Source organism: Peptoniphilus sp. BV3AC2, from assembly GCF_000478945.1.
Taxonomy (GTDB): Bacteria; Bacillota; Clostridia; order Tissierellales; family Peptoniphilaceae; genus Peptoniphilus_B; species Peptoniphilus_B duerdenii.
Map to the genome: position 1 here is coordinate 206,354 of NZ_AWXD01000008.1, position 25,984 is coordinate 232,337.

Below are 25,984 nucleotides of genomic sequence, written 5' to 3' on the forward strand. Positions count from 1 at the left end.
CGCTCAGGATGACAATCCATAGATACATACCTTTAGAAATTCTATAAATCAAAAGAGTTTCCTTGTGCAGAGCCTCTCGGCTGTGGAACCTGGAAGGTTCCGCTACAGGTGTGAATAGTAGGAATGGTTGTTTTACGGCTAACGCCTGAGGGAGAAGAATTTAGTGTCAAGATTTATGGAAGCAGGTTGCTTCCGCTACAAAGTACCCTCCCAACTACAGTCACCCTGAGCGAACGCAGTGAGTCGAACGGGTATAACCTCTGAAGGTCAAGTTATTGCAAATAAAACCAATAATAATTCTCACGCTATACGTCTACACCTAACTTGACGAACGTAGTGAGTCTTAGTAGGTGTGATGCAACCTGTTTCCTAAGAGGCGTAGCCGATTAGTTGAAACAGTCTGCTGATAGCATTTAAATTAATCATCCGTGTTTGTTCTCACCAGGGTTATACCCATTCGACTCCGACGGTTACGCCTTGCTACACCGTCTCCGCTCAGGGTGACTGTCTTCCTTTGGGTTTTCCCTCCAAAGTGCTATAATAAAATTAAATATAAACTTAAGGAGGAGCTATGACTGATATTAATTTAATAGAAAGTATAACCACCGCCTTTGGTCCTTCTGGATTTGAAGACGACGTGTTAGATGTTATAAAAGATAATTTAAAAGATTTTTTTATAGAAACCGATTCTATGAACAACCTCTTTGCAAGGATTAAAAATAATTCTGACAAGCCTTACACAGTTTTACTCGATGCTCACACAGACGAGGTCGGCTTTATGGTGCAAAGTATCTTAGACAACGGAACTCTTATGTTCGTTCCTCTTGGAGGTTGGGTTGCAACAAATATTCCTGCCCACCTAGTTGGAATCAAAAATATTCACGGCGAAATTGTAGAAGGCATCACCGGTTCTACTCCACCGCATTTTATGAGTGAAGAAGAAAGGAAGCGCCCTCTTTCAATCGATTCCATGTTTATCGATATTGGAGCGAAATCGCGAAGAGAAGTTATAGAAGATTTTGGAATAGATGTGGGTGCTCCTGTGGCTCCACTGGTTGATTTTAGACATGACGCCAAGAGAAACCTAATAAGGGGCAAGGCTTTTGACAACAGGCTCGGCTGCTGCTGCATCATCGAAACTCTAAAGAGAATTAAAGATTCTAAAAATTTAAATGTAAATGTAGTGGGAGGTTTTGCCGCCCAAGAAGAAGTGGGCATGCGTGGTGCAAAGATCACAAGCGCAAAGGTTAAACCGGACCTTGCAATTTTATTTGAAGGTTCTCCTGCAGACGACAGATACTTCCCAGAAGGACTTGCGCAAGGCGTTCTCGGCGGTGGCACTCAAATTCGCCACATGGATCAATCCTACATCAGCAGTTTCGAATATATTAAATTTGCAAAAGAAATCGCAAATAAAAATAATATTAAGTACCAATCTGCCGTTCGTCGCGCTGGCAGTACCAACGCTGGAGCAATTCACCTAAGCGGAGAAGGCGTACCTGTGCTAGTTCTAGGTATTCCATCTAGATTCGTACACAGCCATTACAATTTCGCAGACATCTCTGACTTCGAAGCAACAGTTGATCTTGCGGTAAATGTAATTGAAAACCTAGACGAAAAAAGCATCAAAAAGATTTTAAAGAAATAATTTTTAAAATCCAGAATAAATTTAACAAAAACGCAAAAAATCCCTAGTCATAGGGATTTTCTCTTTTTCTATTTATTTTACAAATATTGTGTCAAATTTCTTTTTTTAAAATCTTAACTAGATTCTTTACACTTGCAACATTTCCGCTCACCACGAGCTTACCATCCACCATTACAGATGGAGATGTCATCACTCCGAGTTTTACTATTTCTATTAAATCTTCAACTTTTTCTACCTTTGCATCGAGATTTAATTCATTTACCGCTTCTGTCACATTTTCATAGAGCTTATCGCAATCTTTGCAACCTTCTCCAATCACTTTTATTATCATCTTCCACCTCAATTCTTAAGTTTCATAGGTTTATTTACTATTTCTTTCCAATTTGTATCTATGGTTCTTATGACCTTTGGACCTACCTTTGAAAGAAACACGAGCTCTGAGTTTTCCCTTTCACCATGGGGTTTGTAATCGATTAGTTTTTCCACCACATCCACTTGGAACCATCCTTCTTCTAGGTGAAAAAATCCCTTTATTCTATAACAGTCCGGAAGTACTTTTTCTAAAAATTCATTTAACTCGTCTCTTGTAAGAATTTCTTCTGTTTGCAAGGAAATTGTCTTAGGCTTATTGTCAACTGTGTTTAAAGAATCTTCACTTTCTATTTTATTTAAAGATTTTAGATCTGTACTTAGAAAATCTAGTCCTATATTTCCTTCTTTTCCATATTTTATAAGACAATTTGGATTTATTTCTTTAATCTTTTCATTTATCTTATGAATTTTATCTTCATCTACAAGATCAATCTTATTTACTATTGCCATATGGCAGTGAACGAGTTGGCGATAGACAGTTTCTTCTTCTTCGATTTGATTTATAAAGTTAACAGCATCTATAAGGCATATTGCAGCCTTAAATTCATAGACATCGCCCGCTAGTACCTTCACAGCTTCCAGGATTTCTTCTATATTTGAAGGATCCGCAAGCCCTGAACTTTCAACGAATACATAGTCTAGATCCATCTTTCCCATTTCAGCAAGAGATTCTACAAAAGATAGTTTTAAACATGAACAAAATATGGAGCCTCTGCTGATTTCTGTCATCTTTATGCCATCTCTATCAATTATTTCTCCATCTACATTTATTTTTCCAAACTCATTTTGAATAATTCCTATCTTTTTACCTTTAATATTATCTAAGAGATTTAATAGAAATGTAGTCTTCCCAGATCCTAAAAATCCTGTAAGTACGTATAATTCTTTCTTCTTCATAGTTCCTCCTATTTTATTTATATGAATAGATAACTAAATATATTGAAAATATATCCAACTATTATAATTCCACTTACGCAAATCGCTACGAAAAAAGTGAGAAGTTTTGGTTTTATTGCTCTTCTTAACATAATCAAAGATGGCAAAGAAATTGTGGTCACAGACATCATAAAACTTAAAACCGTTCCAAGTAGCGCTCCCTTTGCAAAGAGGGCTTCAGCCACAGGTATAGTCCCAAAAATATCTGCATACATTGGTGCACCTACAAGGGTCGCAATTATAACGCCAAAGATATTATTCTCACCCAGTATCTTTTCTATAAAATCATTTGGAATCCAGTTGTGGATGATTGCTCCTATTCCGACACCTACTAATACATAGGGATATACCTTTTTAAAAGTGGATACCACTTGATCCTTAGAAAAATTAATTCTATCCTCTATGGTCATTTCCGATTGGGAAACTTCGCCTACATTGGCGTTTAAAATAAATTCTTCAATCTCACGTTCCATCTTAGCGCTTTCTATAATCTTTCCGCCAACTACAGCTATGACAAGCCCGAGCAAAACGTAAACGACAGCTATCTTTGCTCCAAAGATACTCATAAGAAGAATAAGACTTCCAATATCAACCATTGGAGAAGAAATTAAGAATGAAAATGTAACGCCAATAGGAAGACCTGCACTTGTAAATCCAATAAAAAGTGGAATGGATGAGCAAGAACAAAAAGGTGTCACAGTGCCCAGTAGTGCAGCCACAATATTTGCGGAAATTCCTTTGAATTTTCCCATGATCTTCTTACTTCTCTCTGGTGGAAAATAACTCTGTATATATGAAACGATAAAGATTAGCACGCTTAACAATATAAATATCTTTAAAACATCATAGATGAAAAAATGGATTGCCTCACTAAGTCTCATATTTAGATCAAATAGAATTAGTTTTAATACTTTACCTGTTAGATTGTAAAGCCAATTCATTTTAAAAATATTATTTTGTATAAATTCAAATATCATTTTAAGCCCCGGTATTAAATAAATCATCCATGTAATTTTTTAATTCTTCCATAGTTTTTCTATTTAAGGTGTAGTAGTTCCACACACCAGCTTTCTTAGTCTTAACCAGTTTAAAATTATTTAAAATCTTCATATGGTGAGAAAGAGTCGGCTGAGTTATATCAAAAGTTGCAAGAAGTTCGCAGGCACACCTCTCTTTGTCATCTGAAAGTATCTTTATAATTTTAAGACGTGTAGGATCTCCAAGCACTTTTAAAATCGCTGCTACATCTAGTAATTTCATAATATTCCTCCTTATTAAATAGATGTCCGTCAATGTAATTATATTAGATACATTGATGAGTGTCAATGTGTTGAATAAAAATTTTTACTACAGAGATTTTTAATAAAGATAAATCAAGTAGCTGAAGACTTATAAGCAATTTTAAATGCAAAAAAACCTCCTGTTAAACATAAATTTAAACAGGAGGGTTTTTGCTAATATTTAAATATTTATTTTATTTTGCTTTTATTTCATTTTTTGTTTCGCCAGTAGTCAAAACTTCATTTAAATTATCATACGAAATTTCAATCATATTTTTCAAAGCTTCATCTGTATTTGAACCTACATGAGGTGTAACTAAAACTTTAGGATATAAATCTACCAATCTTCTTACTGATTGATCTTCCATTTCATCACCAGATGCAAACTCCTTGAAGAATGTCTTAGTTTCATTTGGAAATACATCCGTGCCAAATCCTGCTAATTTACCAGATTTTATAGCATCATAAATATCCTCATTATTTTGCAATTCACCACGAGCTGTATTTATTAATATTGCTCCATCCTTCATTTTTGAAATGAAATCTTTATTTATAAATTCATCATTTTGTCCTTTAAAATATGGAACGTGCAAACTTACTATATCTGATTTTTTAAGTAATTCATCTAATTCAACATATTTTAAAATATCTTTTGCATTTTCATTTGGGTAAGGATCATTACCTAAAATTTCAGCTCCTAATCCCTTGAATAATTTAGCTTCTGTCAAGCCAATTTTACCCGTACCAATTATACCAACTTTACAATTTCTAATTTCTTTGCTAAACATTTGAGCATCAACTTTGAAATTATAATTTTTTGTTCTATTTGTTGTATACGCTGTATTTCTTAATAACATCATTGCTAATGTTAAAGATAATTCAGCTACTGAATTTGGTGAATAAGCTGGTACTCTAGCAACCATTAAATCCATTTCTTTACATGCTTCTAAATCTATATGGTTAAAACCTACCGTTCTTGTGAAAACATATTTTATGCCATAAGATTTTATTTTTTCAAGATTTTGTCTATCTGCTACACAATTTCCTCTGAGCAAAACAACATCTTGACCTTCTGCTGTTTCAATATTATCATGTGTAAGAAGTTCCTCTACTAATTTTAATTCATAATTATATTTATTTAACTTATGAAAAAAATCAACTTCATTTGGTCTTACACCATATGCTACAATTTTTAATGTCATATTATTTCCCTTTCTTAAGCAAATATTCCTATTTTACCAATCAATTCTACTATAACAATCCATATAGGAGCCATCAAAACTGCTCCCAATGTGGCCATAAGCGACGCATTTGATGCAAATAAAGCTTCTCTGTCAAAATTAATAGCATAAGCAACCGCTACAGTAGCTGGTGGTGTTGCCATCATTATAACTACAGTTCCCAAACCTACTAAATTTATTGGGAATCCTACTAGACTTAAAGCATATAAAATTGCAATATTTATCGCTGGAACTAATGCTAATTTAACGAATGTATAATACCATGTTTTTTTATCTGAAAAAGCTTCTTTAAAACTTACTGCACCTAATGTTGAACCTATTGCCAACCAAGCTAGTGGTGAGGCTAATCCTCCTAGATACTTAAATACTTGGAATAGTTGTGGAAATGTATGGTCTATTCTCAAAAATGCCACCGATTTTTTAATAGTTTCTCCATCTTGTTCTACAGCAACAGCCACTTGTGGTAAATAAGTTTGGAACATCCATACAAACAAACCTAAAAAAGTAGCCACTACTATTGGATTTAAAAACATTTGTTTAAGATTTTCTTTTTTCATGCTCAAACCACTCATTTTTATATATCCATATGAATATAGGAAAATTCTATATCCTATATTAAAAATAGATGCATATAATGTTCCTTGTGGTCCATAAATTGCTGTTACTATTGGAATACCAAAAAATGTAGTCGAGCCGAAAATTGATAAAACTCTTAATGTTGTTTTTTCATCTCCCTTGTATTTTGCGAAAATTGGTAGAGTCAAAAGCATTAAAATCGGATACATTGCTATTCCCCATACTAATAATCCCATTCCATTTCTTAATGTTTCCTCATTTATGTCACTCATAAATGAGTTATAAGCTAAAGCTGGTAATGATAGCGATAATACTATACCTGTTAATACTTTTCCTGTCTTATTGTCAAAAATGCCTCTTTTTCTACAAAAATAACCAATTAAAATAATTACTAAACTCGAAAAAATTGCTGTATTGATTTTTTGCGTTTTTAATGTTGTCATGAACACTTCAAAAAAATTCATGTATCCCTCCTAATAATTAATATTTACATTTCTAGTATACTTTAATTTAAATTTTTTTACAATGACGAATAGCCAAATCAAATGCAGCACCTATGGTAAGAAACCAAAAAGTTCTTCTTTTAATGTTACGAAACAATATCCACTTTTTCTTTTCTTCTCAAATTTTTCATATTGGTTTTTGGCAGCTTTTTTATGTGTGTGAGCTTGTTTTATGTTGCACATGTTATGATAAATTATCAATACAAAAAGACGATAGAGTTTTTAATTTCTATCGTCTAATGCCTTTACTATGATTTTTTTAAATCTTTTTTGACCAATATATTTTTAATATCTTAGAAAATATCATTTGTACAAATGCAACTATCATTAACGCTAAAAAGGCTTCATAACTTACATATGCTACAATTAAAGAAACAATTACAATAACCATTGAAAATAAAGGTATTATATTTGCCCCTGACTTCATCTTTATTAATATCACTCTTTCATCTGTTTCTTTAGTATACATCTTTTCCAATATATCTCTATTTCTATATGCTCTAGCAAGCATTGACATATAGAATACAGATACTAGTTCAAGTCCAATAAAAAATCCTATTACATAATCTGTCACATCTTCTTTTAATGGAAATTTATTTTTTAAATAAAAATTTCCAATAATAACTGCCAGTAAAGCAACTATACATAATAAGACTAAAAAACTAATTCTAAATCCTATCTCTTTTTTATAATTTTCTAATTTGTTCATATTAATCATCCTCCTCTACACTAAATATTTCTTCAATACTCATACCAAAAAACTTAGCAATTTTAAAAGCCAACGGCAGTGACGCTATATATTTTCCAGTTTCTATGGAAGTTATGGTCTGTCTTGTTACTCCAACTTCATTGGCCAAATCTTCTTGAGTTATTTTATGCTGTTTTCTTAATTGAGAAATTGTATTTTTCATTTTTCTCCTCCTATAGCAAGCTCGCTTTGCATTTATAGTATAGCTTGCTTTGCATTTTTTGTCAAGCATGCTTTGCTTTTTTTATAATTTCTTTAATAAAAAAAGACGATAGATTTTAATTTTCTACCGTCCTTAAATGTCCAAGTAATTTTCTATTTATGGTTTTCTTTTAAAAAATCATCAATAGTTTTTCTTGATTCACTTTTTTGCTTTTTCATTACCTTCAGCTGTTCCACCTGTTGCAACTCTAGTTTTTCCTAAATCTAAAATACCATTTCCTGCAAATATATGCCCTGCTCCTTTATATGAATAAATATTTGCCTTAGGGTTTTGTTCTTTTATTTTATTTGCCATGGCAAGGCTATCCCACATCATATCATCCTCGCCTACAATCAGAAATATATTTGCCTTAACATCTTTTGCTGGTATTAGTTTTTCTTGGCTTGTTGAGTCTTTTTCTATTGCGCTGTTATAAGTTTCTTTAAAACTAATAGGACTTTTAATGATGGATGGAACAATAATATTTTTTAAAAATGAGTTAAATGATGATTTTTTAATATCTATATATGGAAGTTCCTTGCCTTTATATGTCCATGATGAACCATAATCTTTAAAATCTAGACCGGCGAAATTATAAGATGAAGGCGCCATCAAAATCAGATTATCTATTTCAGGATATTTGCTAGCTAAATTAAGTGCATATTCTGCACCTTTTGACGCTGCCACAACACTTATCGGCTTATTGTCTTTTATATTTTTATTTATATAACTTATAACATCTTCAAATTGTTCTAAAGGGATTTTTCTAAGAGTTTGTTCTTGGTTTTTCATTCCAAACATAAATAGGGCAAAGGTCTCATATCCCTCTTCAGCCAATCTTTTAGCAGTCTCAAAATTTGGACCTCCATCAGAACCTCCAAAACAAATTACAAGACCCTTATGTAATTTTTCCTTAGGCACAAATCTAAAGCCTTGCATCCTACCCTCATCTACATAAGTTACATCAACTCCATCAATATCTGTAGGATATAGACTTATATTAGTTACATCCTTATAATATTCGGGAAATTTAAAAGCATTGTTATCTTTATACTTATGGTCATTATATATTCTAAGAATAAAAACTAAAACTACTAAAATAATAACTATTGAAAAAATTCTAAAAAATATTTTCTTCATTTTATTCCCTTCCTTTTAAATAGCATACAGATTCTACTAGTATTTAAAAAATCTGCTTGTAGGTATTATATCACCTTTAGTGCGCATTAATTACACTAAACTACAATAAGGCTTTAATAAGTTCCATTATTTTTGGTCTTCATTTATTTTTGCACTAAAAAAAGCACTGGATATAATCCAATGCTTTTGATATTATCTCTTTGAGAATTGTGGTGCTCTTCTTGCTTTTTTAAGACCGTATTTCTTTCTTTCCTTCATTCTTGGATCTCTTGTTAAGAATCCAGCTTTTTTAAGAACAGGTCTTAGTTCAGCATCTACTTCTAGTAGTGCTCTTGCTATTCCGTGTCTTACAGCACCTGCTTGTCCTGTAAATCCACCACCGTGTACTTTAACGATTACGTCAAAGTTGCCTGTAGTTTCTGTTAGCTCTAACGGAGATTTTGCAACTGTAATTAGCGTTTCATAATTAAAGTAGTTTTCTAAATCTCTTCCGTTTACTGTGAATGATCCATTTCCAGGAACAAGTCTTACTTGAGCTACAGAAGATTTTCTTCTTCCAGTTCCTCTATATTGCTTTTCCATGAACTACCTCCAATTAAAATTCGTGAACTTCTGGTTTTTGTGCTTCGTGAGGATGATTTTCCCCTGCATAAACCTTAAGTTTTCTGTACATAGATCTTCCAAGTCTATTTTTTGGAAGCATTCCTTTAACAGCTAGTTCGATTATTCTTTCAGGATGTTTGTTTCTAAGTTCTTTGTAAACAACTTCTTTTCTTCCACCTGGATATCCTGTGTGGTATACATGAAGTTTCTTATCCCATTTGTCTCCTGTTAGACGAACTTTTTCAGCGTTAATTATAATTACAAAGTCACCAGTATCAACGTGTGGTGTGTATGTTGGTTTGTGTTTTCCTCTTAGTATTGTTGCTACTTCTGTTGCAAGTCTACCAAGTACTTTATCTGTGGCATCGATAACATACCACTTTCTTTCAATTTCATTGGCTTTTGCCATAAAACTCTTGTTATTCATGAGTCCTCCTGTGATTTAAAATTTTCCGGGGCTTTTAAAACACTTTGATAATAATATATTAATTACTTCAATTTGTCAAGTATTTCTAAGTATTTTCTCAACTTTCTTTTGATTTTTGTATATTCATGTGAGCTACCCTTGATGCCGCTGCTGCTGCGATTGCCGCTACGATGTCATCGGCGAAGGTTGTGACTTCTCTTCCAGTCTTTTTTCTCTCGTCAAGTTCTTTTATTATTCCTATTTTTTCTTTGTCTAGATACCCAAAGTTTGTAAGTCCTATTGATCCGTATAGGTTTGTGATTCCAAGGGGTAGGATCTCATCTATTCCATACAGTCCTTCGTCTTTTTCTACTATTGATTGAAGTGGTTCGTCGAGCATTTTTTCGCTCGCAAGTTTATCTAGTTGAAATCCTGTTAGGATTACATGGACAACTTCTCTCTTTTCCAAGATTCTTTCTATGGATTCAAGACATATTTCTCTTGTTACATATTCGTTATATGGTTTTTGTAGTTCATAGACTACATCTGCGATTTTATCCAGTTCTATTCCTCTTTCTATGAGCATATTTTTTGCTATAGCTGTGAGTTCTTTCATATCGTATTTATACATCAGTTCCCCCTTGTGGTTCCTTCTGTAGATATCTTCCACATTCCTTCTTTATTTTCTCTTGCTTCTTTTTCTATTTTTCTAAATGTTTCTTCATAGTCATTATTTGGTTTAAAGAAATAGCATCTAGCTAGTCCTTCTTTTAAAAGGATGCCTTCCAAGGTGTTTTCTCTTATCATTTTTTCGTCGACATTCTTTTCTTTTTTAGGATTTACAAGGAATACATATCTCAAGTTTCTTCCGTATTTATCTTCTAATTCTTTGCCTGTTTTTAGATAAACGGTCTTATTTAAGATTAGTTCTTCTGCTCTAATCTTTGCCTCTTCTCCCAGTTCTTCCTTTTCTTCTCCAAATTCTGGTGTGTTGATGCCTATGACTCTTACCTTGTCTGGACCGACATAGAATGTATCTCCATCTACCACCTTTGTCACTTTTACCTTTTCAAATGTTGGAGCAGCTACTGTTTTGTTGTAGTAGTCGACCCCAAAGTATAGCACTAGAATTAGAAATGCTAAGAGCAATCTTCTGAGGAGAGTCTTGTTTTTTATTTTATCATTTTTCATTTATTCTCATCCTATTTCTTTCGATTCTTTTCTTTCTTTTTATAACTGCTCTAGATTTTTTGATGGATAAGAAATAGATAATTCCTGGCACAAATGCAGAAGCTATTATCGCTTCAAGATATTCATAAAATCCAATGAGTTTCAAGCTATAAAGCTCTGGATACATGAACATATCCATAAAAAATCTATAGTAACTATCCCCTGGTCCTACTTCTAAAAATTTTTCTCTAAGACCTAAATATGCTACTCCAATAGACAAAAGAGAAATAAATATTATTAAATTTCCAGTTAGTATATCTTCTATCGGTGCTCTTCTCTTCGTCATGCCTTTACCTAGAAGGAAGTACATATACAGTATCAAAATAACTATTATTATTCTAAATACCATATTTCCATAGATTAAATTTCTAACCTCTTCTGATAAATTTATAAAGTAGCTGAGTGCAAATGTAGCTATTATTACGATTATGTGGAATAATAGCCCTCTTAAGTTATTGTTCATAGTCGTCCTAATCTTTTAATATCTTTTTAAATCCTTCTGTGTAACTTACTTCGCTATTTGTATCGATGAAGTATCCGTCGGCATTTTCTTTTTTAAGCATCTCTATTGCTTCTTCTTTTGTACTTAGAAAAGATGCGGTAGATAAAAAGTCGCATAGTCCTGAGTCTTTATTATTTATAGTTACAGATTTAAATAATGTGTCTGGATATAGTGTGTCTGGGTCTATGATGTGAGAGTATCTTCTTCCATCTAGATCGAAGTATCTTTGATAGTCTCCTGATGTTACCACAGAGGTATCATTTACTGCAAGCACTGCTTGTACAGAATTTTGTTCTCCTTCTTCTGCATCTGGATTTCTAATTCCAACTAAGAATGTGTCCCTACCTTCAACAAGTGGTTTGCCGATTATTCTTACGTTTCCACCTGCAGATATAATTGCAGATTTAACTCCATTTTTCTCTGCGTATTGCGCTACCAGTTCCGTTGCGTATCCCTTTGCAACTGATCCCATTTCCACTTCCATTCCCTTTTCTTTTAGGTAGATGGATTTGTCTTTTTCATTTATAACAATATTTTCCATGTTTAGTAATGGTCTTAGACTTTCTAGTCTTTCTTTAGTTGGAAGTGGTGAGCCGAGTTTAGCTGTTACTTCTTCTTTTGTAGCTCCTCCTTCATAGAGGTCTCTATACTCAGTCCACACGTCCACCACTGGACCTATTGCTACGTTTACTTTGTGAGAAATATTGTTGTAAGAGTCGATGGAAAATTTCATCAAGTTGAATACTTCATCAGGAACTTTTACAGGTTCTATCCCTGCATTGTCATTTACAGTTTTAAAGTTAACCACACCTTCGTAGCTATTATATCTGTCAAATAGCTTGTGAAGTCTAATAAATTCATTCTTTATTAACTCAAGTTCCCTATTACCTTCTTTTTCACTTTGTGCATAGACTGCCACGTCTATAATCGTATCGAAACAATCATAGAATTCAGTTTGATACTTTTCATAAGCTTTTTCATTTGAACAGCCTACTAAACATAGGCTAAATATAATCATTAATATAATTTTCTTCATAATATCACCTTTATAATTGTATCATTATGTTGAATTTTACTCAACAAATAGATATTATGTATATAGAGGTGTTATATGTACAAAATTTACTCAGATGTAGCTGGAGATTTTTTTCGAAAGCGACCTAAGTAGAGCCGAAATTATTCCTATGGAATTTATCATAGACGAAAAAGTCTATACACATACATTAGATTATAGCGAAATGTCTAAGGAAGAATTTTTAAAAAAATTAAAAACTTCCGACATGTCTACCACGATGGTAAATCAATTTAAATTTGAAGAAACATTTAGAAAACCATTGGAAGAAGGTATGGACATTCTATATGTGGCATTTTCATCAGGACTTAGTGGACAATACCTACAGGCACTTAACGCAAAGGATGCCCTTGAAGCTGAGTTTCCAGATAGAAAGATAGAAGTTGTAGATACAAAGAATGCAACCTGGGGAATGGAAATTTTACTCCATAGAGCCATAGAAAACTTAGATAAAGGCATGGACTTAGTAGAAAATGCAAAAGATCTAGCTAAGCTTGTAGATAATGTAGCTACCATATTTATCGTTGAAGATCTTATGCATCTAAAACGTGGCGGTAGACTCTCTGCAACAGAAGCCTTCTTAGGGACTGCAATAAAAATTAAACCAATCCTTAAAATAGACGAAGAAGGAAAATTAAAACCTATCGACAAGGCAAGAGGATTAAAATCGGCTTACAAAAAATTAGTAGATATCTATTTTAATAATAGAGATGAAAAATCTAACAAAATTATTATTTTCCATTGTGCAAATCTTGAAGGTGCAAATGCCCTTAAAGAAGCTTTGGAAAAAAGAGACGAAAACCTTCAAATTGAAATTGGAGAATTAAGTCCTATCATCGCTGTCCATACAGGTATAGGAATGACTGCAATGACATTTGAGGGGGTGAAAGGTTGACAGATAAAAAGAAAACCGTAGTGCTTGGCATAAGCGGCGGTGTGGATTCATCGGTTGCAGCCTATCTATTAAAAGAACAGGGCTACAATGTCATCGGTGTCTTTATGAAAAACTGGGACGAAAATGACGAGGAATGTACTGCCACAGATGACTACCTAGATGTGGTAAAAGTAGCAAACGCACTGGATATTAAGTACTACACTGTTAACTTTGAAAAAGAATATTGGGACACTGTCTTTACATATTTCTTAAACGAATATAAGAAGGGCAGAACTCCAAATCCCGACGTAATGTGCAACCAAAATATAAAATTTAAAGCATTTTTAGATTTTGCTTTAAAACTTGGTGCAGATTATATAGCCATGGGTCATTACGCTAGAGTTAAACACGAGAATGGACATAGCTACCTGCTTCGCGGGGTTGACGAGAACAAAGATCAATCTTATTTTCTATCTCGAGTTAAAGAAGAAGCTCTTAAAAAAACTATCTTCCCTATTGGAGATATAAAAAAGGAAAAAGTTAGAGAGATCGCAGAAGAATTAAATCTTGCAACTGCAAAGAAAAAAGATTCCACCGGAGTATGTTTTATCGGCGAGAGAGATTTCAATAAATTCTTGGACAAATTCTTATTTACAAAACCAGGAAAGATTGTAGATGAGGCTGGAAACGTGCTAGGAGAGCACTCTGGACTGATGCACTACACCATTGGACAGAGAAAAGGAATCGGCATCGGCGGAGTTGGAACTGGAGAACCATTCTTCGTTGCAGATAAAAATTTAGAAAAAAATGAATTAATAGTTGCACAAGGGGTGGATAATCCTATATTATATAGAGATGAGTTCTATGTTGAAGAACCATTTTTTATAAATGGAACACCAGACTATCCACTTAACTGTACAGGAAAGATTAGGTACCGTGCTCCCGATGTGGGCATGGTTGTAACAAAAATAGACGACGAAACACTTAAAGTTAAGCTCGAAAAACCATTAAAAGGTGTAACTCCAGGACAAATAGCTGTGTTTTATTCTGGAGAAATATGCCTAGGTTCTGGTATAATTAAATAAATAGGAGGAATTTTATGATTTTAAAATTACAAAAAAGAGATCAACACGGAAAAAATAAAGTAGACAAACTTAGACAAGAAGGACTTGTTCCAGGAGTTGTTTACTCAAAGGGAGAAGAAGCAGTTTCAGTAACTGTAGTTGAAAAAGATTTAGTAAAGGCTTATGAAGTAAACGGTCTTTCAAACATTTTCAAAGCTGAATTAGACGGAGCACAAAAGGACCTTCTAATCAAAGAAATCCAAAAACATCCATTTAAGAATCAAATTCTACACTTTGACGCATACCTAATCGATATGAATCAAAAGATCAGAGTTACTATTCCAGTAGTTCTAGAAGGAAGAGACAACATCAAGGCTCAACCATCAGTTATCATGCAAATTATTGACAGCGTTGAAATTGAATGTCTACCAGGAGACCTTCCATCAGAAGCAGTTGTAAATGTAGTTGACATGCAAATTGGCGACAACATGACAGTTGCTAATCTAGATATCGCAGGAAATGACAAGATTCACATCCATGTAGATCCAGAAGAAGTTGTAGCAGTTCTATCTGAACCACAAGAAGAAAATCTTGAAGAAACTGACGAAGAAGTATCAGCAGAAGTTCCAACTGTAGCTGAAACTGAAGCAAAAGAAGAAGAATAATAAAATTTATTTAAAGATAGCTAGAATTTCTAGCTATTTTTTATTTAAATCTTTTTTAGAAAACTAAGACATTAAAAAAGCAAGGAGTTGTTTTCCTTGCTTTTATTTCTTTAAATTTAAAGTAAAAAAACTTCGATCTCTCGAAGTTTAATTTTTTATGAATCTTTAAGTGCTGGTCTTACTCTTTCGTAGAGTAGGACTGTTACCACTGCTGTTATAGATCCTTTGATGATGTTAAATGGAATTATACAGTAGACCATCATTGTAAATAAATCTGTTACCTTTGGAATTATTTTACTTCCCATTGCTACTATTGCTTCCATTGGCATAATCTTTGCGTAAAGTGGAAATATAAAGTAGTAGTTTGATATAAATGCAGATGTAGTCATAAGAACTATACCAAGTATAAGTGAAAGTATAGCTCCTTTAAAGGTTCTATATCTTCTATAGAATACAGAAGCTGTAATCGCGTATACAGATGCGATTATAAAGTTTGAAAGCTCTCCTACCATTCCTGTGTCTGTGCCTGTGATTATAATATTTAAAATATTTTTAATCGCTGCAATAATCACTCCATAGATTGGTCCCATGGTAAATGCTCCTAAAAGCACTGGTACATCAGAGATATCTAGCTTCATAAATGCAGGTGCGATAAATGCAAGTGGCATCTTTATATTCATTAGTATAAATGCCATTACAGATAAAACTGCCACCCTTGTGATGTTTCTTGTCTTAATTCCTCTTCTTGTTGTGTTATTCATAATTCCTCCCTTGCTTGGGCATAAAAAATGCCCCACTGCTTCAGGGGCCTCTTCTATCATCCAGACTCTACTGTCGGTACCTGAATCACACAGGTTCAGCTTGCGCTCGCGGACTTTACCGCCGGTCGGGACTTCCACCCTGCCCTGAAGAATAACTATACTAATTTTATATTATCTATTTTAGCTTGTCAATCTTTATTGAGATGTTCTATTATTTTGCCGCAAATCAATTATAATAGCGAAGTGACAATTTTTTTAATTATCCTATATAATATAACGATGAGGTGATACTATGAACTTAGATATTAATGTTATAAATTTTATGTCCGAGATTAAATGTGTGCCGCTGGATTATTTTTTTAAATTCTTTACCCATCTTGGCGATTTCGGATTCTTATATATTTTGATTGGAATTTTATTTTTATTCTTTAAAAAAACTAGAAAGACTGGAGCGACAATCCTTCTTTCTCTAATTTTCTGCGGAATTCTTGGAAATTTAATCTTAAAACCAACCATCGCAAGAATTAGACCCTACGATAGATTAAATCTTCCCTTGAAGATAAAACCACCGACAGATTTTTCTTTTCCATCGGGACATACCTATGGGGCTTTTGCAGTAGCTGGATCCATCCATTTTACAAAAGTTTTTAAGAGTCTTCCATTTTTTTTAGTGGCTGCGATTATCTCGGTATCTCGCATCTATTTCACAGTCCACTATCCTTCCGATGTGTTGGCAGGTGTAGTGATGGGAATGATTCTATCCTATGTTTCAAATAAAATTGTAAATAAATTTTATAAAAGTAATTGAAAATTTAATTTTAGAAATAAATTTTATAAATTTTAGATTCTTACAATTAATTTTTATAAATTTACTTTGTTTAGCGATTTTTAAAGTCGGGTAATTAAATTAAGAGGTGATTAAATGAAGTTAGAATTATTTTATAAAGAATCTTGTCCTTATTGCCAAAAGGTTCTAAGGTTTATGGAAATGAATAAAATCGACGATGTGGAACTAAAAGATATTGTAGCAAATCCAGAGTTTAGAGATACTCTCGTAGAAGTGGGAGGAAAGGGACAGGTTCCTTGTCTATTTATCGACTCTAAACCTATGTACGAATCCATGGATATCATCAAATTTTTAAAAGAAAGATTAAATTAATTAAATAAAAATTAGAGACGAATATTCGTCTCTAATTTATTTTGTAAATTTTAAATTTTACATACGGTTTTGGTTGTCAACCCATTCTTTAGCTTCTTCAACAGATTCTTCAGTAGGGATTTCAACTCCAGTTTCTGGATCTTTACCTTCGCTCTTAGCGTAGATATCAGAAGCTGCTTTGTCTCCATGTTTAATTTCGTTCATTTGTTCAAGGTTAGCTTTAGTTTTACCTACTAAATCTTGACTAAGTGTTTCTTTCTTAACTTCTTTGTTCATATTATACCTCCGTTAATATTATTCTACCCCTTCTGGATATAAATTACCAATTTTGATCTAAAATAAATTAGAAAAGGTGAAAAATGATTAAAAAAATACTTTCTTACGTCAAATCTTTTAAAATATATGCATTCTTAAGTCCAATCTTTGTAACCTTAGAAGTTATCATGGACATACTCATCCCATACACCATGAGTATCATCGTGGATCAAGGGATTATTTTAAAAGATAGGGACGTAATTATAAAAACTGGAATCCTACTAGTAATCTATGTACTTCTATCCTTTGGAGCAGGTATTACATCTGGATACCTTGCAACCAAGGCGAGTGCAGGACTTTCTAAAAATCTTAGAGAAGCACTCTATGAAAAGATACAGTCTTTTTCATTTAGGGATATAGATTCTTTTTCAAAAGGTTCTCTCGTTACAAGACTTACAACAGACGTTCAAAATATTCAAATGTCTTTTCAAATGAGTATTAGAATTGCGATTCGTTCGCCAATTATGCTTGTGTTTGCATTCATAATGGCATTTAAAATTAATAGAAATTTGGCTGGATACTTTTTATTTATCATTCCTCTAATTGGAATATTCGTCTCCTACATCATGATTTCCGTCTATCCAACATTTAGACAGATTTTTAAAGGCGTAGACAGGCTTAACACTTTCGTTTCAGAGAATCTACTTGGAATCAGAGTGGTTAAGAGCTTTGTTCGAGAAGAAGAACAGATAAAAGGATTTACAGAGATTTCAAAATTCCTATACGAAAAATATATTTACATTCAAAAGAGATTTATGTCACTTATGCCATTTATGAATTTTACGATCTACACCATCTGTATTATTATCTCCTGGGTCGGCTCGAAATTCGTGGTGGGAGGTAGCTTAACCACAGGACAACTTATGAGTCTTGTTACCTATTCATTCCAAATCCAAATCTCTCTTATGATCTTTGCAATGGTAATAAGTCAGATAATTCTATCTCGTAACTCTGCAGATAGAATCATAGAAGTGCTAGACAAAGAAGTAAGCCTAGTTTCAGGCGAATCCAAGAAAAAAGTAGAAGACTACACCATAGAATTTAAGGATGTATGTTTTTCCTACGATAACACAAATGCAGATGAAAAAAGTAATAGAGATGATGAAGAAAATAAATATGCCCTCTGCGATATTAATCTAAAGATAAATCCTGGAGAAAATCTGGGCATCATCGGCGGAACTGGATCATCTAAGTCCACCTTGGTGCAACTTATCCCAAGACTTTACGATGTCAGCTGCGGATCAGTTGAAATAGGTGGAGTTGACGTAAAGGATTACGATTTAAGAGAACTTCGCGACTCTATCTCAATGGTACTTCAAAAGAATCAACTCTTCTCCGGAACGGTAAGATCCAATCTAAACTTTGGAGACTTAAATGCAACAGACGAAGAAATGTACGAAGCACTTAATATTTCAGACGCATATACATTCATAATGGAAAAGGGCGGCCTTGACATGAAGGTTGAAAGAGGTGGAGCCAACTTCTCCGGTGGACAAAAACAAAGACTAACCATCGCAAGATCCCTTCTTAAAAAACCTAAAATATTGATCCTTGACGACTCAACCTCTGCACTAGATACAAAGACAGAAAGAAATATTACAGAGAGTCTAAAGGCACACCTTCCAGATATGACTAGAATTATAATTTCTCAAAGGGTCAACACTCTTAAATACTGCGATAGAATCGTCGTAATGAACGAAGGTAGGATCGAAAGCATAGGAACTCACGAAGAGCTTCTTAAAAACTCAAAAATTTATAATGAAATCTCTACCTCTCAAGAAAGAACAGGTGACTTCGATGAAGAAAAATAAAAAATCAATCGATAAAAGTAGCCTAAATGACGGCAAGAGAATATTAAAATACATTTTGAAACACAACGGTTCGAGATTTATCTTAGTATTCTTCTTAATCATAATATCCATAATATCAACGGTATCATTTTCCCTATTCTTAAAGACCATCATCGACAACTATATAACACCGATGATCGGAATGACAAATCCAGACTTTGGACCACTTTTAAAAGTCATAATAAAGATGGGAATAGTCTTTTATGCAGGAGTAATCGCAAACTACATCTACCAAATGATCATGGTATATGTAACAGAAGACACCTGCTACAACCTAAGACAAGAACTCTTCACCCACCTAGAAACACTGCCAATTAAGTACTTCGACAAGAAGAGTCACGGCGACGTCATGTCAGTATTTACAAACGATATACAAGCCGTTGAACAGGCAATAGCCAACATACCTTCAGTATTCTCATCGATTTTAACAGTCATTTCAATATTTATAGTAATGCTTATTGAATCACGGATACTTTCACTGATAGTAGTGCTTTGCATCGTCCTTATGTTTGTAATCATGAAATCAATAGGATCCAAAAGTTCCACATTCTTTATGAAGCAACAGAAAACTCTGGGAGAAGAAAATGGATATATCGAAGAATATATCGACGGCCAAAAAGTAGTAAAAGTATTTTCCTACGAAGACAAAACCGTAGAAGAATTTAAAGAAATAAATAATAGGTTATTCGAGAGCACCATGTACGCCAACAGATACTCACTGTTTTTAATGCCTATAACATTCTTTATCTTCAACTTCCAATATGCAATCATCGCCATCGTTGGAGGCATCTTAGCCATCTCTGAAACAGGAGGAATCACCGTGGGTATGATCGCCACATTCTTACAACTTTCAAGGACATTGGGAGGACCCATGAGAAACCTATCTCAAATGATAAACCAATTCCTATTGGCATTAGCAGGTGCAGGCAGACTCTTCGAACTCCTCGATGAAGTATCTGAAGAAAACAAAGGTCATATAAAACTTGTAAGAGTTGAAAAAGATGGAAATAAATTAAAAGAAACAAAAGAAAAGACAGGTCACTGGGCATGGAAGGACGACAGAAAAGAAGATCCATTCACAGAACTAAAAGGAGAAATCATCTTCGAAGATGTAACCTTTGGCTACGAAGAAAACAAACCAGTACTTAAAAATATATCACTATACGCAAAGCCAGAGCAAAAGATAGCCTTCGTCGGCTCAACAGGAGCAGGCAAGACCACCATCACCAACCTAGTCAATAGATTCTACGATATCTGGGATGGAAAGATAACCTTTGACGGAATCGATATAAAAGAAATCGACAAGAGAGATCTTAGACGCTCACTGGGAATGGTGCTTCAAGACACCCACCTATTTACAGGAAGTATCAAAGATAATTTGAGATTTGGAAATCCAAGCGCCACCGACGAAGAAGTAGTAAGAGGCGCAAAGAGAACCCAAGCCCATCACTTCATAACCCTTCTACCAGAAGGATACGACACAGTCATAAGCGGAACAGACACAGGACTCTCAGAAGGACAAGCCCAACTACTTTCCATAGCAAGAGCAGAAATCATGGGCCCACCAGTATTAATCCTCGACGAAGCAACCTCATCCATAGACACAAGAACAGAAATGCTTGTGCAAGAATCGATGGATAAAGTCATGACAGGACGAACCACATTTGTAATCGCCCATAGACTATCAACAGTAAGAAATAGCGACGCCATCATGGTACTAGAACATGGAGAAATCATAGAAAGAGGTCGCCACGAAGACTTGATGGAAGAAAATGGAGTCTACGCAAATCTATATAAAGGTGGATTGAGTGAAGAATAGTAGATGATAAAATTTAAAGGAAGCACACGCTTCCTTTTTTTGTGTTAAGTTTTGATGATTATTTTGTAGCGGAAGCTACCAGCTTCCATTTATATGAGTGAACGAATCGTATTACTCAGGCGTAGCCGTACGAAAAATTAAGAATAATATTTATTCCCGTAGCGGAAGCATTTTGCTTCCACAGCCGAAGGCTCTGCACGGAAATAAATGATTTATTTAATAAACTTCTGTGGGTCTACCCCTCTACCTGGTCATCCTGAGCGTAGACGGCTTTGTCGTCGAAGTCGAAGGATCTCTACCATGGTGTGGTTATGTATTGGTGATTATTATTTTAATTGCTATATGTATAGCATGATATTATTTTAAATGCTATCCGGATAGCATGAGAGATAAATAAATATTCTATACACAATCTAACCATATACTTTCTTCTTCAAATATTTTTTTACGAGGGAGAGGGAGGGAATTAACGTCTCTCGAAAAAACCTACGGTTTTCTCTTCGAGACTCGCAGTTTCCTCCCTTCTCCCTCGAGCTCCCTCTTCCCACCTCGCATTGGGGAGGTTTTGGTAGTGATTTTCTTATTCGGCTAAAATTTTCCAAACTCGCTTCGCTCAGACAGTGGAAAATTTCTTAACGCCGAAAGCAAAAATCACCTGTGGTGGCTTAGGCTGTGTCTATACCGGGATAATGATTAAGGATTATATGGGCTAAATCGAAGGAGGGTTCTAAATTTATTTTTAGAGAAAACTTATAAAAGATTTATTTTTGTAGCGGAAGCATTTTCCTTCCACAGCCGAGAGGCTATGCACGGAAATCCCTAAGGAATACAGTCACCCTGAGCGAAGACGGTGAAGCAAAGCGGAACCGTCGCAGTCGAACGGGTATAACCATGGTGTGGTTATGTATTGGTGATTATTATTTTAATTGCTCTACGTATAACATGAGATTATTTTAAATGCTATCCGGATAGCATGAGAGGTAATAATTTTTAAATAGATTTATAAAATTATTTTATTTGTTTAGATTAGGTTAAATATAGCTTATACCCATTCGACTCACTTCGTTCGCTCAGGGTGACTGTAGTTGGGAAGGTTCCGCTACAAGTGTTAATAGTAATCATTGTATATTTACGCCTGACGGCTGAGGGAAAATAGTTTAGTGTCGAGGTTGATGGAAGCTGGTAGCTTCCGTTACATTTTAATAATAATATATTTTTTCATTCTATTCCCCTTGGTCTTAATGGTATAATACTTGTGGAGATGATTATGAAATTTAACAGAACTTTTAAACTTATTTTATATTTTTTAATATATTTAGGACTTTCTTTCGCGGTTTTCTATTTCGATTTAAATAGATTTTACCTGGTTATAAATTGCGGGCTTTCCATGTTTGCTTTTGTTTTAAGCGAGGTTGGGCTATCCTTTAAGCGTTCTGCTATTTTAGTGCTATTGGTTACTCTTCCTGCTATTTTTTTCTATCCAAATTGCATCTACATGGCGACGGATTTTATCCATACTAGGACCAGCGAATTCTATTCCATTGACGCTGAGAGGAATGTAAACTATGTTATGGAATTCATTCCATGGCTTAAGATGATGGTGGATGTGCTATTTATAACTCTATCCCTTCTTCTTTCCTACGAAACTTTTGTAAATATTTTGGAAATTATAAAGGTGAAGGGTCATGTTTTCGCAGAGTTTATTATGCTCATTTTCTTCTCCGGGATTTCTGGTGTCGCAGTTTATCTTGGAAGATTCGTAAGGTTTAATTCTTGGGATGTGGTGAGTCCTTCTAATTTACGGCTCATATACTCTACCCTTTCAAATTTAAAGTACAATGACTACCTACTAATCGGTGTGTTTGCTGCTTTTCATCTGGCGATTATCATTCTACTTTCAATTTTTAAGAGACAATCGAATTAAAATTTCATAAAAATAGCCGTACTACTTGTGGTACGGCTCGTTTTTTATTATTTTAAATGCTCTGTAGATCTGTTCTAGAAGATTTATTCTTATTATTTGATGTGGAAATGTCATCTTTGAAAATGAAATCTTCCTATCACTTCTTGCCATGACTTCCTTCGAGATTCCGCAGGATCCTCCTATTACAAATGCAACGTCGGAATTGCCATGGACCATCATGTCTTCTATTTCACTTGCAAATTCTTCCGAAGTTCTCTGTTTGCCTTCTATTTCTAGAGTGAACACGAGATCTCTATCTTTTATCTTGGATAGTATCCCTGCTCCTTCTTTTTCTTTTGCAAGTTCTACTTCGCTTTCGGAGAAATTTTCTTTTATATCTTCGTCTTTTATTTCTATTACTTCTACTTTTGCATAGGGTCCGAGGCGTTTTAAATATTCATCCTGTGCCATTTTCAAATACTTTTCCTTGAGCTTTCCTACGCATATGATTTTTATGTTCAAAGGACTTTTACTCCCATATTTTTTAGTTCTTCTATATTTTTCTTGTGGTTTTCTTCGTCCACATATCCGACTAAATCTTCTAGAAGGACTACATTCTTTCCGTGGCGTTTAAGTTCTAAAACTGTTTCTCTGACACAGAATTCTGATGCGATTCCGCATACGTAGAAGGTATCTGCATCTAGTTCATGAATCTTTGTTCCCTGAGAGTTCTTGGCGTTAAATGCAGAATATTCTTCAACCACATCATCTATTCCCTTTTTAAATGTGTTTTCTTCGTTTGGAACATTTTCTCCGTCTAGTTTTTCAAAAAATACTTTGGATAACTCTGATCCATGGGTATCTCTTACGCAGTGAACTGGCCAGATTCCTCCGTTTTCTTTGAAGGATTTATTTTCTCTACTGTGCCAATCCATTGAGTAGACTGGTTTTATTTTCTTTTCTTTTATATATTTTACAATATTTTCTACGGCTTCTTTTGAATGGTAACAGCCGAGGCTTCCATCGATGAAGTCATTTTGACAATCGACAACTACTAGTACATCCATTGCTATTCCTTTCTATTAAAAAAGGGCTCTTGGCCCTTTTATTAAATAAGTTTCTTTGCTTCTTCTAGTGCTGCATCGAAGTTAACTTCGTGGGTTACTTCTGGCACGATTTCAGTGTAGGTTACTTTTCCTTCTCTGTTTACGATTATGATTCCTCTTGCAAGTAGTCCTAGTTCTTTGATTAGATAACCATATTTCTTTGCGAAGTCGTGGTCTTTGTAATCACTTACTAGTTCAACTTGTTCGATACCTTCTGCTGCACAGAATCTTTGTTGTGCAAATGGAAGGTCCATTGAAATTGTAACGATCTTTATGTCTTTTGAAAGTTCTGTTGCATCTTCGTTGAATGTTCTAGTTTGGATTGCGCAAACTCCTGTGTCGATTGATGGCACTACTGAGATGATTACTACCTTTCCCTTGTCATCGCTTAGATGGTATTCTGATAGATCTCCTTTTACTGCTACGAAATCTGGAGCTACATCTCCAACTTTTACTTGTTCTCCTACTAGGTTCATTTCATTTCCTGCAAATGTTAATTTCATTATATTCCTCCTAAAATTTATTCATATTATTTATATCCAAGTTTAAGTTTTTAAAACAGTTGTGCTATACTTAACATAGAAAATTAATTTGGAGGAAAGATGTTTACACCAGTTATTTTAGGCACAGATGCCAACGCCTATGGGGTTGCCCGCTCTTTTCACAAGGAATATGGCAAGACTTCATACTGCTTTGGCAGAAAGCCACTTTTATATACAAGGGATTCAAAAATTGTAGATGTGCATGTGGATCCAAACTTTGAAGACAACGAAGTATTTCTAAAAACTCTTATAGATTTTGCAAAAGAAAGACCTGGAGATAAACTTCTTTTGATCTCCTGCTCCGACGGTTACACTTCTCTAATCACAAAGAACAGCGAAGTTCTAAAAGAATACTATCTCTTTAACTATGTGGACTCTAGTATGCAAAAGCTTCTCGAAAATAAAGAAGACTTCTATAATATGTGCGAAAAGGAAAATCTTCCTTATCCAAAGACCTACATTATAGATAAGAATATGTATGAAACAGGAGAAATTAGCCTTCCATTTTCATTTCCAATCGCTCTAAAAGCCAACGATTCTATTGAGTTTTTCCATCTTCACTTCGAAGGAAAGAAAAAGGCTTACAAGATTCATTCTGAAGAAGAGTTTAATATTGAACTAAAAAGAATTTACGACGCTGGTTATTCTGGAGATATGATCGCCCAAGAATTTATTGAAGGCGGTCCAGAAAATATGGCGGTGCTAAATGCCTATGTGGATAAGAATGGCAAGGTGAAGATGATGTGTCTTGGAAGATGTCTTCTCGATGCGGTGCTTCCTGAAGAGATCGGTAACTACGACTTTCTATACACAGATTCAGACGAAAATCTCTACGAGACCTATGGAAAATTTTTGGAATCTATTGGATACCACGGTTTTGCAAATTTTGATTTGAAATATGACGACAGAACTAAAACCTACAAGGCTTTTGAAATAAATATTAGACAGGGTAGATCTTCCTACTACATGACTGCAGGTGGATGTAACTTTGTAAAATTCCTTGTAGAAGATTTAGTTTTAAATTTGGATAAGGATCCTTACTACCATAGTGGTTGCGACAAGGTGTGGCTCTATGTAGATCCATGGGTTGCTAAAAAATACGTGGTCGAGGATAAGAGAGTCTTCGCCAGTAGACTTCTTAGAAGAGGTTTTGAATTTACTCAATGGTATGAAAAAGACAGAAATTTAAAGAGATTTCTCGCCTATGTTAGAGCTAGACTTTCAAGTATAAAAACCTATTGGAGGTACAAAAAATGAATAGAAAACAGAAAATTGTAGTGGTGGTTTTCTTTATATTATTTTTCTTTTCAATATATCTTCTCTACCACTTTTTAAGATACATGTAATAAGTCCCCTATTGGGGATTTTTTTATAATTTTTTATCAGTAATGGAATTATCATTTTAAAATTTTGCATGTTTTTTATGCAATATTTTGAAAATGAGGCTCTTTCAAATTGACTTTTTAC

General features: G+C 34.2%; 30 protein-coding genes and 1 riboswitch. Of the genes, 10 read left to right on the forward strand and 20 right to left on the reverse strand.

What is annotated here, in order from left to right:
- Positions 1-571 precede the first annotated feature (571 nt).
- On the forward strand, positions 572-1,648 hold the full coding sequence (locus HMPREF1252_RS02795; protein ID WP_023059163.1) for a M42 family metallopeptidase: 1,077 nt from the start codon (positions 572-574) through the stop codon (positions 1,646-1,648).
- Between the two features lie 91 nt (positions 1,649-1,739).
- On the opposite strand, the gene HMPREF1252_RS02800 is transcribed toward HMPREF1252_RS02795, so the two are convergent.
- From HMPREF1252_RS02800 to HMPREF1252_RS02870, 15 genes are all read right to left on the reverse strand, one after another.
- The gene (locus tag HMPREF1252_RS02800; protein ID WP_023059197.1) at positions 1,740-1,979 is read right to left on the reverse strand and encodes a thioredoxin family protein; all 240 of its coding nucleotides are present in this window, start codon (positions 1,977-1,979) and stop codon (positions 1,740-1,742) included.
- An 8-nt stretch (positions 1,980-1,987) separates the two neighbouring features.
- Positions 1,988-2,917 (reverse strand): GTP-binding protein, encoded by a 930-nt coding sequence (locus HMPREF1252_RS02805; protein ID WP_023059302.1) that lies wholly within the window; start codon positions 2,915-2,917, stop codon positions 1,988-1,990.
- 17 nt (positions 2,918-2,934) lie between these two features.
- The gene (locus HMPREF1252_RS02810) at positions 2,935-3,933 is read right to left on the reverse strand and encodes a permease (RefSeq protein ID WP_023059363.1); all 999 of its coding nucleotides are present in this window, start codon (positions 3,931-3,933) and stop codon (positions 2,935-2,937) included.
- Between the two features lies 1 nt (position 3,934).
- On the reverse strand, positions 3,935-4,216 hold the full coding sequence (locus HMPREF1252_RS02815) for a helix-turn-helix transcriptional regulator (RefSeq protein ID WP_023059277.1): 282 nt from the start codon (positions 4,214-4,216) through the stop codon (positions 3,935-3,937).
- Positions 4,217-4,430: 214 nt separating this feature from the next.
- Positions 4,431-5,438, reverse strand: a complete 1,008-nt coding sequence (locus tag HMPREF1252_RS02820) for a 2-hydroxyacid dehydrogenase (RefSeq protein WP_023059218.1) — start codon at positions 5,436-5,438, stop codon at positions 4,431-4,433.
- A 14-nt stretch (positions 5,439-5,452) separates the two neighbouring features.
- Complete coding sequence (locus HMPREF1252_RS02825; RefSeq protein WP_023059165.1) at positions 5,453-6,517, reverse strand: AEC family transporter; 1,065 nt, start codon at positions 6,515-6,517, stop codon at positions 5,453-5,455.
- Between the two features lie 298 nt (positions 6,518-6,815).
- The gene (locus HMPREF1252_RS02830; protein ID WP_155804224.1) at positions 6,816-7,274 is read right to left on the reverse strand and encodes a hypothetical protein; all 459 of its coding nucleotides are present in this window, start codon (positions 7,272-7,274) and stop codon (positions 6,816-6,818) included.
- Positions 7,267-7,467: a helix-turn-helix transcriptional regulator gene (locus HMPREF1252_RS02835; protein WP_023059164.1), complete on the reverse strand. Its 201-nt coding sequence runs from the start codon at positions 7,465-7,467 to the stop codon at positions 7,267-7,269. The genes HMPREF1252_RS02830 and HMPREF1252_RS02835 overlap by 8 nt, the downstream gene beginning before the upstream one ends.
- 198 nt (positions 7,468-7,665) lie before the next feature.
- Positions 7,666-8,646 carry an acyl-CoA thioester hydrolase/BAAT C-terminal domain-containing protein gene (locus HMPREF1252_RS02840; protein WP_023059413.1) on the reverse strand — a complete coding sequence of 327 codons (981 nt, stop codon included), beginning with the start codon at positions 8,644-8,646 and terminating at the stop codon, positions 7,666-7,668.
- 192 nt (positions 8,647-8,838) lie between these two features.
- Complete coding sequence (rpsI, locus tag HMPREF1252_RS02845; RefSeq protein ID WP_008901582.1) at positions 8,839-9,228, reverse strand: 30S ribosomal protein S9; 390 nt, start codon at positions 9,226-9,228, stop codon at positions 8,839-8,841.
- A 13-nt stretch (positions 9,229-9,241) separates the two neighbouring features.
- The gene (gene rplM, locus HMPREF1252_RS02850) at positions 9,242-9,676 is read right to left on the reverse strand and encodes a 50S ribosomal protein L13 (RefSeq protein ID WP_023059272.1); all 435 of its coding nucleotides are present in this window, start codon (positions 9,674-9,676) and stop codon (positions 9,242-9,244) included.
- Positions 9,677-9,773: 97 nt separating this feature from the next.
- Complete coding sequence (locus tag HMPREF1252_RS02855) at positions 9,774-10,286, reverse strand: phosphatidylglycerophosphatase A (protein ID WP_023059285.1); 513 nt, start codon at positions 10,284-10,286, stop codon at positions 9,774-9,776.
- Complete coding sequence (locus HMPREF1252_RS02860) at positions 10,286-10,846, reverse strand: thermonuclease family protein (protein WP_023059392.1); 561 nt, start codon at positions 10,844-10,846, stop codon at positions 10,286-10,288. Before HMPREF1252_RS02860 ends, HMPREF1252_RS02855 begins: the two co-directional genes overlap by 1 nt.
- Positions 10,836-11,348: a hypothetical protein gene (locus HMPREF1252_RS02865; protein WP_023059158.1), complete on the reverse strand. Its 513-nt coding sequence runs from the start codon at positions 11,346-11,348 to the stop codon at positions 10,836-10,838. Before HMPREF1252_RS02865 ends, HMPREF1252_RS02860 begins: the two co-directional genes overlap by 11 nt.
- 7 nt (positions 11,349-11,355) lie before the next feature.
- A complete protein-coding gene (locus tag HMPREF1252_RS02870; RefSeq protein ID WP_023059232.1) occupies positions 11,356-12,423 on the reverse strand; it encodes an FAD:protein FMN transferase in 1,068 nt (355 codons plus the stop codon).
- Positions 12,424-12,571: 148 nt separating this feature from the next.
- Here HMPREF1252_RS02870 and HMPREF1252_RS02875 point away from each other — a divergent pair, with 148 nt between their 5' ends.
- From HMPREF1252_RS02875 to HMPREF1252_RS02885, 3 genes are read left to right on the forward strand one after another with little or no spacing between them, the layout of a single operon-like run.
- Positions 12,572-13,354, forward strand: coding sequence for a DegV family protein (locus HMPREF1252_RS02875; protein ID WP_023059306.1), 783 nt, complete (start codon positions 12,572-12,574; stop codon positions 13,352-13,354).
- A complete protein-coding gene (mnmA, locus tag HMPREF1252_RS02880) occupies positions 13,351-14,418 on the forward strand; it encodes a tRNA 2-thiouridine(34) synthase MnmA (RefSeq protein ID WP_023059278.1) in 1,068 nt (355 codons plus the stop codon). The genes HMPREF1252_RS02875 and mnmA overlap by 4 nt, the downstream gene beginning before the upstream one ends.
- Before the next feature lie 14 nt (positions 14,419-14,432).
- Complete coding sequence (locus HMPREF1252_RS02885; RefSeq protein WP_023059375.1) at positions 14,433-15,062, forward strand: 50S ribosomal protein L25; 630 nt, start codon at positions 14,433-14,435, stop codon at positions 15,060-15,062.
- Between the two features lie 155 nt (positions 15,063-15,217).
- Here HMPREF1252_RS02885 and HMPREF1252_RS02890 read toward each other — a convergent pair whose 3' ends face one another.
- Positions 15,218-15,823 carry an ECF transporter S component gene (locus HMPREF1252_RS02890; RefSeq protein ID WP_023059143.1) on the reverse strand — a complete coding sequence of 202 codons (606 nt, stop codon included), beginning with the start codon at positions 15,821-15,823 and terminating at the stop codon, positions 15,218-15,220.
- A 44-nt stretch (positions 15,824-15,867) separates the two neighbouring features.
- Positions 15,868-15,979: riboswitch (FMN riboswitch) on the reverse strand.
- Positions 15,980-16,115: 136 nt separating this feature from the next.
- On the opposite strand from HMPREF1252_RS02890, the gene HMPREF1252_RS02895 reads away from it, so the two are divergent.
- The gene (locus HMPREF1252_RS02895; protein WP_023059263.1) at positions 16,116-16,631 is read left to right on the forward strand and encodes a phosphatase PAP2 family protein; all 516 of its coding nucleotides are present in this window, start codon (positions 16,116-16,118) and stop codon (positions 16,629-16,631) included.
- A gap of 114 nt (positions 16,632-16,745) precedes the next feature.
- Positions 16,746-16,982 (forward strand): glutathione S-transferase N-terminal domain-containing protein, encoded by a 237-nt coding sequence (locus HMPREF1252_RS02900; RefSeq protein WP_008901571.1) that lies wholly within the window; start codon positions 16,746-16,748, stop codon positions 16,980-16,982.
- Positions 16,983-17,039: 57 nt separating this feature from the next.
- Here HMPREF1252_RS02900 and HMPREF1252_RS02905 read toward each other — a convergent pair whose 3' ends face one another.
- Positions 17,040-17,258 carry a DUF3787 domain-containing protein gene (locus tag HMPREF1252_RS02905; protein WP_008901570.1) on the reverse strand — a complete coding sequence of 73 codons (219 nt, stop codon included), beginning with the start codon at positions 17,256-17,258 and terminating at the stop codon, positions 17,040-17,042.
- A gap of 83 nt (positions 17,259-17,341) precedes the next feature.
- Between HMPREF1252_RS02905 and HMPREF1252_RS02910 the strand changes: the two genes are divergently transcribed.
- The 3 genes from HMPREF1252_RS02910 to HMPREF1252_RS02920 all read left to right on the forward strand — a co-directional run bounded on the left by HMPREF1252_RS02910 (position 17,342) and on the right by HMPREF1252_RS02920 (position 22,890).
- On the forward strand, positions 17,342-19,108 hold the full coding sequence (locus HMPREF1252_RS02910) for an ABC transporter ATP-binding protein (protein WP_023059249.1): 1,767 nt from the start codon (positions 17,342-17,344) through the stop codon (positions 19,106-19,108).
- Complete coding sequence (locus HMPREF1252_RS02915; RefSeq protein ID WP_023059370.1) at positions 19,095-20,966, forward strand: ABC transporter ATP-binding protein; 1,872 nt, start codon at positions 19,095-19,097, stop codon at positions 20,964-20,966. The genes HMPREF1252_RS02910 and HMPREF1252_RS02915 overlap by 14 nt, the downstream gene beginning before the upstream one ends.
- Positions 20,967-22,233: 1,267 nt before the next feature.
- The gene (locus HMPREF1252_RS02920) at positions 22,234-22,890 is read left to right on the forward strand and encodes a DUF1361 domain-containing protein (protein WP_023059333.1); all 657 of its coding nucleotides are present in this window, start codon (positions 22,234-22,236) and stop codon (positions 22,888-22,890) included.
- A 21-nt stretch (positions 22,891-22,911) separates the two neighbouring features.
- Here HMPREF1252_RS02920 and rlmH read toward each other — a convergent pair whose 3' ends face one another.
- Genes rlmH through tpx form a run of 3 tightly spaced genes read right to left on the reverse strand, consistent with a single transcriptional unit; the run spans position 22,912 to position 24,478 of the window.
- A complete protein-coding gene (gene rlmH, locus HMPREF1252_RS02925) occupies positions 22,912-23,391 on the reverse strand; it encodes a 23S rRNA (pseudouridine(1915)-N(3))-methyltransferase RlmH (RefSeq protein ID WP_023059266.1) in 480 nt (159 codons plus the stop codon).
- Positions 23,388-23,936, reverse strand: coding sequence for an isochorismatase family protein (locus HMPREF1252_RS02930; RefSeq protein WP_023059184.1), 549 nt, complete (start codon positions 23,934-23,936; stop codon positions 23,388-23,390). The genes rlmH and HMPREF1252_RS02930 overlap by 4 nt, the downstream gene beginning before the upstream one ends.
- 41 nt (positions 23,937-23,977) lie before the next feature.
- Entirely contained in the window at positions 23,978-24,478 is a 501-nt protein-coding gene (tpx, locus tag HMPREF1252_RS02935; RefSeq protein ID WP_008901563.1) for a thiol peroxidase, read from the reverse strand.
- 99 nt (positions 24,479-24,577) lie between these two features.
- Between tpx and HMPREF1252_RS02940 the strand changes: the two genes are divergently transcribed.
- Positions 24,578-25,774 (forward strand): ATP-grasp domain protein, encoded by a 1,197-nt coding sequence (locus HMPREF1252_RS02940; protein WP_023059248.1) that lies wholly within the window; start codon positions 24,578-24,580, stop codon positions 25,772-25,774.
- The last annotated feature ends 210 nt before the right edge of the window (positions 25,775-25,984 follow it).